The organism is Lysinibacillus fusiformis, assembly GCF_002845985.1.
Classification (GTDB): Bacteria; Bacillota; Bacilli; order Bacillales_A; family Planococcaceae; genus Lysinibacillus; species Lysinibacillus fusiformis_D.
The window spans coordinates 870,894-886,357 of sequence record NZ_PDFK01000001.1 but is presented as its reverse complement, the minus strand read 5'-3'; the positions used below and the strand labels follow the sequence as shown (position 1 = coordinate 886,357).

The window sequence follows — 15,464 nt, the reverse complement described above, 5'->3', positions numbered from 1 at the left end:
TCCTCCTTTAAGACTTCTTCATTTTCGAGCGAATGCGTGGATCAAAAAAGGCATACATGATATCAATCAATAAATTGACAATTGAAATAGTAATGGCAATATAAACAACGCCTCCAAGAATGGCCGGAATATCAGGGATAAATTGTTTATCGACGATATAGCTACCAATCCCACTAATGTTGAATACCTTTTCTGTTACAGATGCGCCTCCCAACATACCCCCAAAAAGAAGTCCAATCACCGTAATAATTGGAATCATGGCATTACGAATGGCATGTTTTGAAATGACTTTAAATTCATTTAAGCCTTTTGCTTTTGCTGTAATAATGTAATCCTCATGAATCACCTCAAGCATACTCGACCTTGTCATCCTAGCGATGGATGCTGTAATGGATGTTCCCAAGACGATAATGGGCATGATGAGCGATAACCAATTGTGAGGATTATAGGTCGCTGGAAACCATTGAAGCTTTAAAGCAAACGTTAAAATAAAAATTAAACCTTGCCAAAAGCTTGGGATGGATAAACCGATTAAAGCAATGAACATAAATGTATAATCCAAATATGAATTTGGACGAACAGCTGAAATAATACCGACTGGAATAGCAATGGCGATAGCCATTAACAATGACAATACGGCTATTTCAAGTGTGACAGGAAATTTTGTCGCAATGCTGTGGGTAATATCTTCTTTACCTGCAAAGGATGTTCCTAAATCAAATGTAAATAGGCCAGATAGTGCGTTCCAAAGCTGCGATAAATAAGGCTGATCTAAACCGTGAATACGATTAAAATTCGCAATCTGCTCGGGTGTTGCTTCAACTCCGAGTAGGTTTCTTGCTGGGTCAAATGGTGATAAATACAAAATAGTAAACACCAATGTAGCTACACCAACAATGACAATGAAGCTTTGTAAAAGACGTTCAATAATAAATTGTAGGAACGGATTCGCAAATAAGATAAGTACTACATAAAATAAAAAAGCTGGTAGAAAGGTAAGAGCGATAAAGCGTTTGTTTGTTAGTAGCTGATTAAAAAATTGGTTATACGTTAGTTGTTGTATGCCCTCTTTTTGTAAATCTTGATCCACTTGCTGTTGTAGTTTATTTTGAGCTAATTGCTTGGCTGTTGTTTGAATTTGTGACTGTAATACAGTCTCTTTAAAAAAGGTAGCTTTTGCTATTTCTTGTTGTTCAAAGTCCTTTTGCCAGTGAGCAACCAAAGCCTTCTCTAGGTAGTACTGACTACGTAATGCAAAAGCCTGATCATAATTGTTTGAATGATTTCTTTTCCGATAGATAAAGTATGTAAAGGGATGAACTAAAATACTTAAGAAAAAAAGAATCAAATGGTAAGGCTTTTGATGCATTAGTTTTTGATAAACCGTAGAAAAGAAAATAAATTCCTTAGGTTTTAAATGATTTTTTGAAGTAACCATGCATTTCCTCCAAACGTAAATAAAATATTCAGCATCATATTGTATAATTCCTATCAGTATTGTAAAGTATGGATTATACTTGTAAGTAAGTCAATCACAAATTTTAAAAAGGATGGGTCGAATGAATGAAAAGCTTTTAGAAATCAATAATCTTCGCGTGTCCTTTATCACAGGGGAGACAGAATTCGAAGCTGTTAAGGACGTTAGCTTCCATCTAAATAAAGGTGAAACACTCGGAATTGTAGGAGAGTCTGGAAGTGGAAAAAGTGTAACGGCTCGTTCCATTATGCGTTTATTACCATCGCCGCCTTCATTTCTGAAATCTGGCACTATTGTGTTTAAAGGCCAAGAACTCACGGAATTAAGTGAAAAACAAATGGAAGGGATTCGTGGACAAGATATTAGTATGATCTTTCAGGATCCGATGACATCAACAAACCCTACCATTCGAATAGGAGATCAAGTGGCTGAAAGTTTAATCAAGCATCAGGCCATGTCAAAAACAGAGGCCTACCAACAAACAATTGAATTATTAAAACTGGTTGGTATTCAGGATGCTGAAGAAAGATATCGACAATACCCTCACGAATTCTCAGGTGGTATGCGCCAACGTGTGATGATTGCCATGGCACTTGCTTGTAACCCGTCCCTGCTTATTGCGGATGAGCCAACTACAGCACTTGATGTAACGATTCAAGCGCAAATACTGAAATTGATGCGTGATATGCAGAAAAAAATGGGGACGTCTATTGTTTTAATTACACATGACTTAGGCGTGGTTGCAGGTATGTGTGATCGTATCATCGTCATGAAAGAAGGAGAAATTGTTGAACAGGGCACAACGGAAGAGATTTTTGCGAATGCTCAGCATCCATATACCCAAAAATTATTGAATGCGCTACCAAAGCTGCATGAAAAAAAGCAGCCAAAAGAGATAGCCAATATTCAGTCAGGTATCAATCGTCATAAGCCATTGATTGAGGTGACACATCTGTCGAAGGAATTTTCACTAGGTCGTGGTCAAACGCTAAAAGCAGTCAATGATTTATCCTTCCATATATATCCTGGTGAAACATTGGGCTTGGTTGGTGAATCAGGCTCAGGAAAATCTACTACAGGTCGAACGATTCTTCAGCTTCATCAGCCTACAAATGGAGAGGTTTTATATCAAGGCATACCCGTAACAAGACTAACGAAAAAGCAGTTAAAGGCAATGCGTCGTCATATGCAAATTATTTTCCAAGATCCTTATTCATCGTTAAATCCTCGAAAAAAAATCTTAGATATTATCGGGGAAGCTCTTGATATTCATGGTCTAGTGAAGACACATGAAGAGAGACGACTACGAGTAGAGGAATTGCTTGAGCTTGTTGGTTTAAGGAAAGAACATGCTATGCGTTATCCTCATGAATTTTCAGGGGGGCAACGTCAGCGAATTGGGATTGCTAGAGCATTAGCAGTCGAGCCAAACTTTATTGTTTGTGATGAACCTTTATCAGCACTGGATGTTTCTATTCAAAAGCAGATTGTAGATTTATTAAAGGAATTACAGCAAAAACTTGGTTTAACATATTTATTTATTGCCCATGATCTGTCAATGGTGAAACATATTAGTGATCGTGTTGCGGTCATGTATGGTGGGAAAATTGTTGAATTGGCAGAAAGTGAAGAACTATATACTAATCCACAGCATCCTTATACCCGTGCATTATTACGCTCAATACCTATTCCAGATCCTGCAATAGAGAAGAAGAAATATAATGATGCCGAATATATCGAAGATAAAAAAGTACGCTATGAAGTAGAAAATAGTCAGCTAGTAGAGGTTTCTCCTAACCATTGGGTAGCTGTGACAATGTGATAGCTTGAATGTAGTAGCTTGATATTTTACAATAGAAACATCGTGCAACTTTTTGTTTTCCTAATGATGAGTTGCACAACTTATACCAAGCGTAGGTATAAGCAAAGATGATTAGTTGTGAGGGGCCTACTACATGAAAATGCAAGATATAAAAACATTAATAACAAGTGGTACGATTATTCTGGCTGTAGCATTGTACATGATATTTGGCAGATCACCTGCCGAAGATCAAGATACTAAAACAGTGACAGATCAGCAAGGAACTATTTCAATTGAACAAGTGGAAGAAAAAACAGGAAATAAACGCTTTGAGCTAGACTATATTAAAGCATATGATGGAGATACGATTCAGGCGACAATTAATGGTGAGAAACGAAAAATTCGTCTGTTAATGGTGGATACACCTGAAATGAATTACAACAAAGGCGATGCCCAGCCATATGCTGAACAAGCAAAAGATTACACGATTAATTTATTGGAAAAGGCTAAAAAAATTGAAGCAGTCTATGATGTTGGGCCAGAAACAGACAATTATGATCGCCTTCTAGCCTATGTTTTTGTAGATGATGTATTATTGCAGGAATCTTTATTAAAGGAAGGTCTTGCAGTTGTACGTTATATTCATAAGCCAAACAACACATTTGAAGATGCATTTAGAGCTATTCAACAAAAAACACAGGATGCAAAATTAAATATTTGGTCACATGATGACTACTTCCAAAATGATGGTTTCCACCCTGAAGTAGTTCAATAAACTAAAAATCCCTTTACTATACGCCTTTTAAAGGGCAATTTCAAAAAAGCTACTGTCTGTATTCTACAGGCAGTAGCTTATGTTGTTGAAAAAAGGTAATGTCAACGGCATAATAAGCAATTTTTTAAGGCGAGGGGTTGATTTCCGCTCCGCCAGCGTCCTTTCCAGGGGGCGTCCGATGAGCCGCTTCACTCACTGCGTTTCGCTCCAGGGTCTCATCTGTGACGCTAAATCCCCTAGGAGTGACGCTGGCTCCACTCCAATCAACCATTCTGCAAAAGTGTCTTTTCCTGAACAAAATAGCCCATTATTTATATTATAAGAGAGGATAGCCTCTTACTTTCAATGTGGAGAAGTGATGTGTGACAACACCCCACCATAAAAGAGTAGTGAATACCTTCACTTTTTTGCTAAAAAGTGAACATTTTTATTTTATGGATTGGAGTGGAAGGCTACTTGACTCCCGTGGGAATAGCGAGATAGGCGAGCCCCTGCACGGAGGAAGCGGCTCGCCGCTCGCCCACAGGAAAGCAAGTAGCCTGCAACGGAAATCCTTTTTCACCTTTCACATAAATTCTATGGATGGTTTTGTTTTTCAACACTATGAGCTACTGTCTGTATTCTACAGGCAGTAGCTTTTTTAACCTAATTCTCTTAAAATCACCAAACCTAATTTTAGCATAATAAGATGTTGGGGTTTTCGTTAGTAGATGTATCCCAAAACAACTAATTGGATTTGGTCGCTTTCCTTACTCAAAGGGAAGATTAACTAAAGAAGATGAGATGATTATTTCTAAATATATCGATTTCTTAGACTTAACTGATTTAGAGAATAGATATTTAGATGAACTTTCTGGTGGTCAAAGACAAAGGACATATGTAGCGATGGTTTTGTGTCAAGAAACTGAATATGTACTATTGGACGAGCCATTGAACAACCTTGATGTTGCTCGTTCTGTTCAAATCGTTTGCAGTAGCAACTGTCTGTTTTCCGTTCTAGCTTTTAAAATAATTTGTGTTAGTCTGCACACACTATCCTACAATAAAGGGATACAGTTTCAGCAACAATTGTTGATGGTCTTCCAATAATATCGAGCAATAGAAACAATGATGAGCCTAGTAACCTTATTTATATTCATTGGAGCAACGATAGTTTATAAAAGTAAATGAGGGTAGATCGTTACTGATTGAACTTTGCTAATAAATATAGTATTTGTTAGCATGAAAAAAGAAGTTGCACAAATTATAAGATTATTGTTGACAAGTTAAATGAAAATGATTATCATTATCATATAAAGAATATTCCTTGACTACAATACAGTGTAGCAAGGATGAACTTTAGCTACTTTTCTCCAGAAGTTTGCTAGTTCATGATTACGCTCCTGAAACCCCCCTCATTTTTTGGGAACGTGAAAATCTCAGACGACTCATCTATCATAGGTGAGTCGTTTTTTTATGTTTTGAGCATAAAAAACAGTCTGTGATAGTAACTCAACAAGCTGTCTCTCATTATTTTTATATAAAAGATACTGCAAAATTAATACTTCAAGCACTAATAAAATATATGAACTAGGTGGTCTACTGAGCTCATATAGTTTTAATTTTCAGGTACTATTTAATATTAGTCAAAATTGGATTATTAAAAACCAAAATATAGAGAGCATCGTTTACATATAGATGATTCATTTCGAAATTTGTTTATTTTTAGAAAAATATTTTAAGAAAATAGAGTAGTAGATTGAGCTATTGAAGAAGTGATATATTTTCTGAATTTTCGGATAGGTCAACTCATATACGTTTTATTTAATTTATACTAGCGAACAAAACCTAGGGTATTGACATATTAAGTGTTAGAATTATATATTTATTCCAGTTAAATTTTTGGAATATTCATTACATTTTTTTGCTTTAACTTGTACCTACAACGTGTTGACGTGTAGTGGTGTTGTTATGAATAGTTTAATTTGATTTGTAAACGTTTACGAAATACAGGGGAGCAAGGATAAGAGGGGGAATTACAATGAAAAAAATACGAATTGGTGTAATTGGAGCCGGTTTAAGAGGGGGCTTAGCACAATACTGGCATAAACCTACTGGAGCATCAGAAATAGTAGCATTAGCTGATATCTCTCAAGAACGTTTAGAAAAATTTCAGGAAAAATTCGATACACCATTATTTTTAACAAAGGATTATAAGGAATTATTAACAAGGGATGATATCGACGCAATTGCGGTTTTATCACCAGATTATCTGCATGAAGAACATATTATTACTTGCTTAAGTGCAGGCAAGCATGTATATGCTGAAAAACCATTAGCCATTACTGTGGAAGGGTGCGATCGAATATTAGATGCATGGAAAAAGTCAGGAAAGCATCTAATGGTTGGCTTTAATATGCGTTATATGAGTATGTATCAAACGATGAAAGGCTTAATTGACTCAGGAGCTATTGGAGAATTAAAGGCTATATGGGTACGTCATTTTGTTGGATTCGGCGGTTACTTCTACTACCACGATTGGCATGGTAATTCAAAAAATACAACATCTCTGCTACTTCAAAAAGGCTCACATGATTTAGATGTCATTCATTGGATTTCTGGGAAATATGCAACGAAAGTCTCTGCATTTGGTAGCTTAGATTATTATGGTGGAAATCAGCCAAATACGTTAACGTGTCCAACATGTGACCAGAAAAAAACTTGTCCAGAATATGTTGAACATACATTTACGGAATGTGCATTCCGTGAAGAAATTGATGTAGAGGATAATAATATGGTCATTATGGAATTGGAAGGTGGCATAAAAGCTTCTTACTTACAATGTCACTTCACACCAGACTATTCACGAAATTATACATTCATAGGTACGAAAGGGCGTATCGAAAATGATGATATCAATAATAAAATTTATTTAAAAACACGAAAATCAAATTCTTGGGAAGAACTTAGTGATGTTGTTTACGAAATGAAGCCTGAGGAAGGAAGCCATGGTGGGGCTGATCCAAAAATTGCCCAAGATTTTGTAGAACTCATTCTCTACAATAAAGAACCTTTAACAACGCCATTTGCAGGACGAATGAGTGTTGCGGTGGGCTGCGCAGCAACAGAGTCTATTCGTAACGGAGGCAAGGTTATGGAGATCATACAGGAATCTACCATTCTGCAACATTGATAAATTGGGGGTGTAATTATGACGCTTTTAGATAAAACAACTGTTGAGGACAAAACATCTAAAACACAACGTTTTTTCAAAAAGCAATCAAAAGTAAAGAAAAATCACTTGGTAGAGTGGAAAAAATCTATCAAAAAAAATTGGGAGCTTTATTTATTACTAGCTCCTGTCATACTTTACTTTTTGGTTTTTCATTACTATCCACTATATGGGGTGCAAATTGCCTTTAAGGATTTCATTGCTACAAAGGGAATTATGGGAAGTCCGTGGGTAGGGTTTAAGCATTTCGAACGTTTTTTTGATAGTTATTATTTTTGGCGCTTAATAAAAAATACGATAGGGATTGGTGTATTCACTTTACTTATATCTTTCCCAATACCAATCATTATTGCATTGCTATTAAATGAAGTGAAAAGTCTTCGTTTTAAAAAATTTGTACAGACAGTTATTTATGCCCCACATTTTCTATCAACAGTAGTCGTTGTGGGTATGCTGTTACTATTCTTAAAGTCTGATGGGATGATTAATCAAATAATTTTGTTATTTGGGGGTACACCAATTGATTTTATTTCAGAACCAGCATGGTTTAAATCAATATACGTACTATCTGATGTTTGGCAAACGATGGGATGGAGCTCCATCATATATATTGCCGCTTTAGCAGCCGTAGATCCAGCACAGCATGAGGCGGCAATGATAGATGGGGCATCAAAATTCCAAAGAATTATTCATATTAATATTCCTGCGATTATGCCGACTATTGTCATTTTATTTATCTTAAATGTAGGATCTGTCATGGCAATTGGATTTGAGAAGGTATTTTTAATGCAAAATGATTTAAATATGTCGGCATCGGATGTTATATCAACTTTCGTTTATCGTAGCGGGATTTTAGAAGCGCAATATAGCTTTTCAGCAGCTGTTGGCTTATTCAACTCTATCATTAATTTTATCCTCCTTATTATGGTTAATAAAATAGCTAAAAAAGTGAGTGATACAAGTTTATGGTAAAGGAGAGATTGAAATGAAAGAATCAAAGGGCGATCGTGCGTTTACACTCTTTAATTATATTTTTTTAACAATTGTAGCAGTTGTTGTTTTGTATCCACTTATTTTTGTTTTAAGTGCTTCCCTTAGTAATCCGGAGTACGTAATCTCGGGGGATATATGGCTATGGCCAAAGGAATTTACGGTGGAGGCCTACCAAAAGGTATTCCAAAATCCAGATATTATGAATGGATTTATCAACACATTGAAGTACACATTCTTTGGAACATTGTTAAATATAGTTATGACAATTTGTGCAGCCTACCCTCTTTCTCGTAGACATTTAAAAGGAAAAGGCTTTATTATGGCATTTATGGTTTTCACCATGTTTTTCAGTGGAGGACTAATTCCTACATATTTATTAATTCGTGATTTGGGCATGATTAATACTTTTTGGGTCATGATTATTCCGAACGCGGTAGCTGTATGGAACATCATTATTATGCGGACATTTTTCCAGTCCATTCCATATGAGCTAGAGGAATCTGCCATGATTGATGGCGCAGGGAACTTCCGTATTTTGTGGAGTATTGTTCTACCACTATCATTACCAGTTATGGCAGTCATGGTTTTATTTTACGCTGTAGGACATTGGAACTCTTATTTCCAAGCATTGATTTACTTGCAAGACCAAGATAAGTTTCCACTACAACTTATTCTGAGGCAAATATTAATTCAAGGACAAGCTGACGATATGATTAAAGCGACGTCAGAAAGCTTTTTAGCTCAAAAACTTAGCGTTGAAGGGTTAAAGTACGCAGTTTTAATCGTTGCTAACCTACCAATGTTAATGCTTTATCCATTCTTACAAAGATATTTTGTAAAAGGTGTCATGATTGGTTCATTAAAAGGTTAAAGAATAGGGGCGATTTTAAATGAAAGTGAAAAAAAAGCGTGTTTACGGTTTAGTAACAAGCCTGATGTTAGCTGCAAGTTTGCTAGGAGCATGTTCAGATAATAAAGATAATGGTGGAGAAAAAAGCGGTAATCTAGATCATTTGAATGCAACGGATATGCCTATTACAAAAGAGAAAATTGAAGTAGACGGTTTTGCAGCAAAGTTTTTTGCATCACAAGATTGGAACAATCTAATGTTATGGGAAGAATACGAGAAAATGTCTAACGTCCATATTAATTGGACAACTGTTCAGACTGAAGTATTAGCGGACAAAAAGAACTTACTTTTAGCTGCTGGAAATTATCCAGAAATATTCTTTGCATCAGCATTTTCAAAAACTGATTTAATCAAGTATGGACAACAAGGTGTATTCTTACCGTTGAATGATTATATTGATCAATATGCTCCAAATTTTAAAAAACTATTAGAAGAATACCCATCTGTAAAACAAGGTGTGACGATGGCAGATGGCAATATTTATGGCTTCCCAACAATTTACGATCCGAAGTTTTCATCACTTCGCGTCGGAGCTCCATGGATTAACCAGAAATGGCTTGATAATCTAGGTTTACAATCACCTGAAACAACAGAAGACTTGTATAACGTGCTGAAAGCATTTAAAGAGAATGATCCTAATGGCAATGGTTTACAAGATGAACAAGGCTGGGGAACTGGCTATGGTATTGAACAAATTATTTCTTATTTAAGAGGTTCATTTGGCTTGAATAAACAAGGAACGATGAATCTGAATTTAGACTTTAAAAAAGGAACTGAAGAATTCCGTTTCGTGCCAACGACAGACGAATATAAACAATTACTTGAGTTTTTAAATAAACTTTACAAAGAAGGTTTAATCAATAAAGATGTATTTACGACAGAGCCTCAGAAATTTGCGGCAGAAGCAGCTAAAGGGACGTTTGGTATGCTTAGTGAAGTAGACCCGAAAGAGTTATATAAAATAGATGGTTATACTGGTGCACAAGTTTTAGAAGGACCGAATGGGGATAGACAATTTACTGCGATGACTAATGGTCTTGGTAATTTAGGCATGTTTGTTTTAACAGATAAAGCGAAAAATCCTGAAGCGATGGTTCGTTGGATTGATCATTTATATGGTGATGAAGGAGCTAAAATGTTCTTTATGGGCTTTGAAGGTGTCACTTACGAAGAAAATGCGGATGGTACTATTCAATATGTAGAAAATATTACGAATAACCCAGATGGCAAAAACTTAGATCAAGCGATAAGTGATTATTTAACATGGCCAGGCGGCTATTACCCTGGGATTGTAACGAAAAAGTACTTCCAAGGTGCAGAGGCTAAGGAAAATTCTATTAACAATGCTAACCAAGTAATGCCATATGCATTGAAAGATGATGAAATTATTCCAGGATTGAATTACACAGTAGAAGAAAATGATCGAGTGTCAGCCGTTTTAACAGACATTCAAACGTATGTAAATGAAATGACGGCAAGTTTTATTACAGGTAAAGAAAGCTTCGATAAATGGAATGATTATAAGAAAACAATTGAGAAGATGGGCTTACAAGAATATTTGGAAGTAGCACAAGGGGCATATGACCGATCAAAATAATTAGATTTAGATTTCCTTCAAGCTTAATAAGAAGGAGAAGGTCACATAAGCTAAATAGTCACTTTTGATTCCAAGCTTATGTGACCCTCATTCTATAAACCTTCTTTCTAATGACGTGTCTAGTTAGAGAAACCAACTCTTCACACTTAAAATGAAGCATGCACGATATATAGTTGTATGTGAATCGTAGGGAGGTAATGTACTTGGAATTTGAAGGGTGGAAAAGTAAATTATACTGGATTGTAGAGTGGATCACATTGTTAGCAGTGCTACAGATATTATGGACAGGCTTAACTTTGCTTGGACTTGTTTTATTTGGACTATCCCCAGCAACTGTTGCAATGTTTACTACTTTACGTAAAAGATTACTAGGAGAAGATGACTTAAAAAGATTAGTAAAAATATATTGGAATACATATAAAGTCGAATTTATTCCATCTAATAAAATAGGTATTATCTTACTGGGTTTAGGCTACTTTTTAATCATTAATTTTCAGATTATTATAACATTTAATGGCATACTTGGTTTACTTTTGCTAACAATGTTCATCACAATTAGTATGCTATTCGGTATTATTCTAGTGAATATATTTCAACTATATGCCCATTATAATTTACCATCATTACGTTACTTTGCGGCTTCCATCATATTTAGTATTGCGTATCCATTACAGATGATTAGCAGCATTATAGGGCTTGCCATACTATATAAAATTTATAGTTGGATTCCTGGCTTATTACCATTCTTCGGTGTTAGCTTAACTGCATTATTTTTAACTTGGATGTCATCTCATATATTTAAGAAAGAAATTGAAGCAGAGGAACAAACGAATCTACCACAGTATTCTGGTGGAGGGATAACCTCATGAATAAAATATGGATTATTAATGCTAATATCGTTTTGGAAAATCAAATTTTAAATAACGGATTTCTAGAAATGTCGGGAGGGAAAATTACAGTAATTGATCAAATGGATAATTGTCCTTCACTAGCTTCGATAGAGAATGTAATAGACTGTCAGCTAAAAGGTTATATAATCCCTGGAATGATCGATATCCATGTACATGGTGCTTTAGGACATGATTTTATGGATGCTGATCAAATTTGTTATTCGAAAATGGCGAAGTATTTAGCTAGTGAAGGCATAACAGCTTTTTTAGCAACAACGATGACAGCTCCTATGTCAGAGATTGAAGCTACTATTGAGGAACTTTATTCTTATTATAAAAACCAACCTACAGCAGTAGCTGAAATGTTAGGAATTCATTTAGAAGGTCCATTTATTAATGGGGCAAAAAAAGGAGCCCAACCAGAAGAGTATATCTTAAAGCCAAATGTTCAACAATTTAATGATTTATACGATAAGTCTCAACAATCCATTCGTCTTGTCACATTTGCACCTGAGGAAGATAGCAATTTCGAATTACTAAAAGAATTGACTAGTAAGGGAATTATTGCATCTATTGGTCATTCTGACGCTGACTATCATACGGCAATCCATGCATTAAAAGCTGGTATCACTCATGCAACACATCTATTTAATGGTATGAGTGGACTTCATCATCGTGATCCAGGTGTTGTTGGAGCAGTGCTTTTAGCTGAAGATGTGTATGTTGAGGTAATTCCAGATAATATTCATTTCCATAAAGATTTACTACCAATGGTTTACAAAATGACGGGCTTAGATCGTTTATTAGTCATTACAGATGGTATACGTGCAAAGGGGATGCCAGATGGTATGTATAGTTTAGGTGGAAATGAAGTAGAAGTAATCAATAATCAATGTATTCAACGTAAAACAGGATCCTTAGCTGGAAGTGTGTTGAATATGAATACAGCAAGGAAAAACATAGAAGAGTGGCTTACACTTTCAATCGTTGAACAAATGCGTCTTGTTTCTTTGAATCAAGCAGTACATTTAGGGTTCGATAAGCGAAAAGGGTCTATTGCACTAGGAAAAGATGCAGATGTTGTTTGGTTGAATGAAGAAGGAGAAGTGGAGAAAACTTTTTGCTTAGGGAATCTTGCCTTTGAGAAGGGTTGATATATCAATAGGCATCTTTTTATATAGATGGTATATTGATTACAAAACCTAGAGAAGGAAGGAAAAAAGATGCATTTGTTAGATCAATCCAGTGTAATCCCATTGTATCACCAATTGAAACAAATATTATTTGCAAAAATACAATCAGGTGAATGGAAGCCAGGAGATAAAATTGACTCAGAAAACCAATTAATGGAAATGTTTCGAGTTAGTCGAAATACAGTAAAAAAGGCAATTGAGGAATTAGTAAAGGAAGAGAAATTATATCGTATACAAGGGAAAGGGACCTTCGTTTCGAAACCTAGACTTGAACAATCGCTTGGAGGATTTTATAGTTTTAGTCGCATGATTCAAGAAAAAGGTTTAAATCCAAGAGATGAAGTGCTAGAAATACAGAAGGTTTATCCCTCAACAAAGGTTAGGTCCAATTTAGCATTAGAGGAAAATGAGCAAGTAGTAGAAATGAAGCGTTTACGATTTGCAGATAATGAGCCTATTATTTTGGAATCATCATTTTTACCTTTAAGTATTATTAAGGATAGTGAAATATTAAAAGAAGTAACTACTTCCTCTTTATACAGCTTATTAGAACAACGGTTTAACATTATTGTTGTAAGGGCGCGAGAAGCTTTTGAACCAGTCCTTATTAATAAAGATGAAGCGCCTTTATTGAAAACAGATGCTGGAAAACCAGCTTTATTACTAGAACGAACTGCGTTTGATACTTCAGGAAAACCAGTTGAATTCTGTATTTCGATTGTAAGAGGGGATCGTTGCCGATTTTATACAGAATTAAACTAATTGAGTAATTCCCTCTATTTTTTTATGTTATAGATTATACCAACAACCCATTGAGGGAGGAATTCTATTATGCCATTAGTGACAACTAAAGTTATGTTAGAAGATGCTTATAAAAATAATTATGCAATCGGTGCTTTTGGAGCACATAATTTGGAAATTATAAAAGCAGTAATTGCTGGTGCAGAAAAAGTAGGTGCACCTGTCATTTTGCAGACAACTTCAAGCACTTATAAATATGTTGAGATGCCTTATATGATTGCACTTGCAAAAACAGCAGCTGAACAGGCAAAAGTACCGGTGGCATTACATCTGGATCATGGTGAATCTTATAAGATTGTTATGGAATGTTTACGGGCAGGCTATACCTCTGTGATGATTGATGGTTCCTCCTTACCTTTTGAGGAAAATATCTTATTAGTAAAAAAAGTAGTAGAAGCTGCAAATGCGTTAAATGTACCTGTTGAAGCAGAGCTTGGGACAATTGGTGGTGTCGAAGATCGTTTAAGTGTCCATGAGGATAATGCATTCTTTACTGAACCCAAGCAGGCTGAACATTTTGTAAAGGTTACAGGAATCCAGTCATTTGCTCCAGCTTTTGGTACAGCGCATGGTAAGTATAAACAAAAGCCAAAATTACAATTTGATCTTTTACAAGAAATTCATTGTTCTACAAATGTGCCCTTAGTCATGCACGGAGCATCTGGAGTGCCAGAAGAGGATGTGCGTAAATCTTTGAATTACGGCATTGCAAAAGTGAATTTTTCTACTGAGCTGAAGGATTTATTTGCTGAGCAATTAAGAGCTTATTTTAAGGATAATCCAACTGAAAATGATCCAAGAAAGTATTTCCTTCCAGCACGTGAATCTTTAATTAAGTTAGTAGAGCAAAAGATTGAGATGTTACAAAAATGATTACTACATTAACCTTAAACGCAGCCATTGACCAAGTATATGAGGTAGGTTCTTTAATGGTTGGTCAAACCAATCGTGTATCGCAGAAGTCACAACAAGGTGGAGGGAAAGGTGTTAATGTAGCTCGTGTTATCGTGGCACTTGGTGGCGATGTAATTATTGGCGGTTTCGTTGGTGGATTAAATGGTAGTAGAATAAAGGAACTTTTACAGGAAGAAAATTTACAAACAGAGTTCATACAAATACAGGAAGAAAACCGAATTTGTTTAACCGTTATTAATCAGCAAAAGAAGGAAATGACAGAGCTTTTAGAGACAGGACCAACCATTTATGAATATGAATGGAATAAAATGTTAAATTGGGTTGAGGCACAAGCCGAACATACTAGCTATTTTGTGTTGTCAGGAAGCCTACCTAAAGGTATCCCAAAAACGGCCTATGCGGAGATTATTCATAGATTAAAGCAAAAAGGGATTCGAGTTGCACTTGATACAAGTGGTGATGCGTTGAAACATGGTATTAAGGCAATACCCTCTATCATTAAACCTAATGAGGATGAAATGACTCAATTGATTGGTAAGCCAGTTCTAGCTCAGAAAGACTTAGTTCAAGCTGGTGTAAAATTACAAGAATTAGGGATTGAACATGTGTGTTTTTCATTGGGCGAGCAAGGGGCTTTATTCGTTAATTCGTTAGGGGTTTACAAAGTGAATGCACCACGGATAAATGTTGTCAATACAGTTGGCAGTGGTGATGCCTTTTTAGGTGGACTTATTTATAAGCTCTCACAGGGTGCAGACCCTACAGAGGCATATAAATGGGCTGTTGCATGTGGCTCAGCGAATGCAGAAAATAAAGAGATTGCAAAAGTACAAAAAGTGACTGTTGAAAGTCTCTTAGCCGAGATACAAATAACTAAAATTAAAGAGAAGTAGGGATTTGT

At 35.7% G+C, this 15,464-nt stretch carries 12 protein-coding genes and 1 pseudogene; 12 read left to right on the top strand and 1 reads right to left on the bottom strand.

Features of this window, described 5'->3' with window-relative positions:
* Positions 1 to 7 precede the first annotated feature (7 nt).
* Positions 8 to 1,438: an ABC transporter permease gene (locus CRI88_RS04435; RefSeq protein WP_058843230.1), complete on the bottom strand. Its 1,431-nt coding sequence runs from the start codon at positions 1,436 to 1,438 to the stop codon at positions 8 to 10.
* Between the two features lie 121 nt (positions 1,439 to 1,559).
* Between CRI88_RS04435 and CRI88_RS04430 the strand changes: the two genes are divergently transcribed.
* The 12 genes and pseudogenes from CRI88_RS04430 to pfkB all read left to right on the top strand — a co-directional run bounded on the left by CRI88_RS04430 (position 1,560) and on the right by pfkB (position 15,456).
* Positions 1,560 to 3,299, top strand: coding sequence for an ABC transporter ATP-binding protein (locus CRI88_RS04430; protein WP_036126538.1), 1,740 nt, complete (start codon positions 1,560 to 1,562; stop codon positions 3,297 to 3,299).
* 133 nt (positions 3,300 to 3,432) lie between these two features.
* Entirely contained in the window at positions 3,433 to 4,053 is a 621-nt protein-coding gene (locus CRI88_RS04425; protein ID WP_101966422.1) for a thermonuclease family protein, read from the top strand.
* Positions 4,054 to 4,776: 723 nt separating this feature from the next.
* A pseudogene (locus CRI88_RS04420) lies at positions 4,777 to 5,022 on the top strand (ATP-binding cassette domain-containing protein); the annotation flags it as partial.
* Between the two features lie 1,051 nt (positions 5,023 to 6,073).
* Positions 6,074 to 7,225: a Gfo/Idh/MocA family protein gene (locus tag CRI88_RS04415; protein WP_058844174.1), complete on the top strand. Its 1,152-nt coding sequence runs from the start codon at positions 6,074 to 6,076 to the stop codon at positions 7,223 to 7,225.
* A gap of 18 nt (positions 7,226 to 7,243) precedes the next feature.
* Positions 7,244 to 8,236, top strand: coding sequence for an ABC transporter permease (locus CRI88_RS04410; protein ID WP_036126514.1), 993 nt, complete (start codon positions 7,244 to 7,246; stop codon positions 8,234 to 8,236).
* Positions 8,237 to 8,249: 13 nt separating this feature from the next.
* Positions 8,250 to 9,128: a carbohydrate ABC transporter permease gene (locus CRI88_RS04405; protein ID WP_036126512.1), complete on the top strand. Its 879-nt coding sequence runs from the start codon at positions 8,250 to 8,252 to the stop codon at positions 9,126 to 9,128.
* A 19-nt stretch (positions 9,129 to 9,147) separates the two neighbouring features.
* Positions 9,148 to 10,764 carry an extracellular solute-binding protein gene (locus CRI88_RS04400; RefSeq protein ID WP_101966421.1) on the top strand — a complete coding sequence of 539 codons (1,617 nt, stop codon included), beginning with the start codon at positions 9,148 to 9,150 and terminating at the stop codon, positions 10,762 to 10,764.
* Positions 10,765 to 10,961: 197 nt separating this feature from the next.
* The gene (locus CRI88_RS04395) at positions 10,962 to 11,633 is read left to right on the top strand and encodes a YesL family protein (RefSeq protein WP_058844173.1); all 672 of its coding nucleotides are present in this window, start codon (positions 10,962 to 10,964) and stop codon (positions 11,631 to 11,633) included.
* Positions 11,630 to 12,808: an N-acetylglucosamine-6-phosphate deacetylase gene (nagA, locus tag CRI88_RS04390; RefSeq protein ID WP_058844172.1), complete on the top strand. Its 1,179-nt coding sequence runs from the start codon at positions 11,630 to 11,632 to the stop codon at positions 12,806 to 12,808. Before CRI88_RS04395 ends, nagA begins: the two co-directional genes overlap by 4 nt.
* 69 nt (positions 12,809 to 12,877) lie before the next feature.
* The gene (locus CRI88_RS04385; protein ID WP_058844171.1) at positions 12,878 to 13,609 is read left to right on the top strand and encodes a GntR family transcriptional regulator; all 732 of its coding nucleotides are present in this window, start codon (positions 12,878 to 12,880) and stop codon (positions 13,607 to 13,609) included.
* 69 nt (positions 13,610 to 13,678) lie between these two features.
* The gene (locus tag CRI88_RS04380; RefSeq protein WP_036126503.1) at positions 13,679 to 14,521 is read left to right on the top strand and encodes a class II fructose-bisphosphate aldolase; all 843 of its coding nucleotides are present in this window, start codon (positions 13,679 to 13,681) and stop codon (positions 14,519 to 14,521) included.
* Complete coding sequence (gene pfkB, locus CRI88_RS04375) at positions 14,518 to 15,456, top strand: 1-phosphofructokinase (protein ID WP_058844170.1); 939 nt, start codon at positions 14,518 to 14,520, stop codon at positions 15,454 to 15,456. The genes CRI88_RS04380 and pfkB overlap by 4 nt, the downstream gene beginning before the upstream one ends.
* Positions 15,457 to 15,464: the final 8 nt, after the last annotated feature.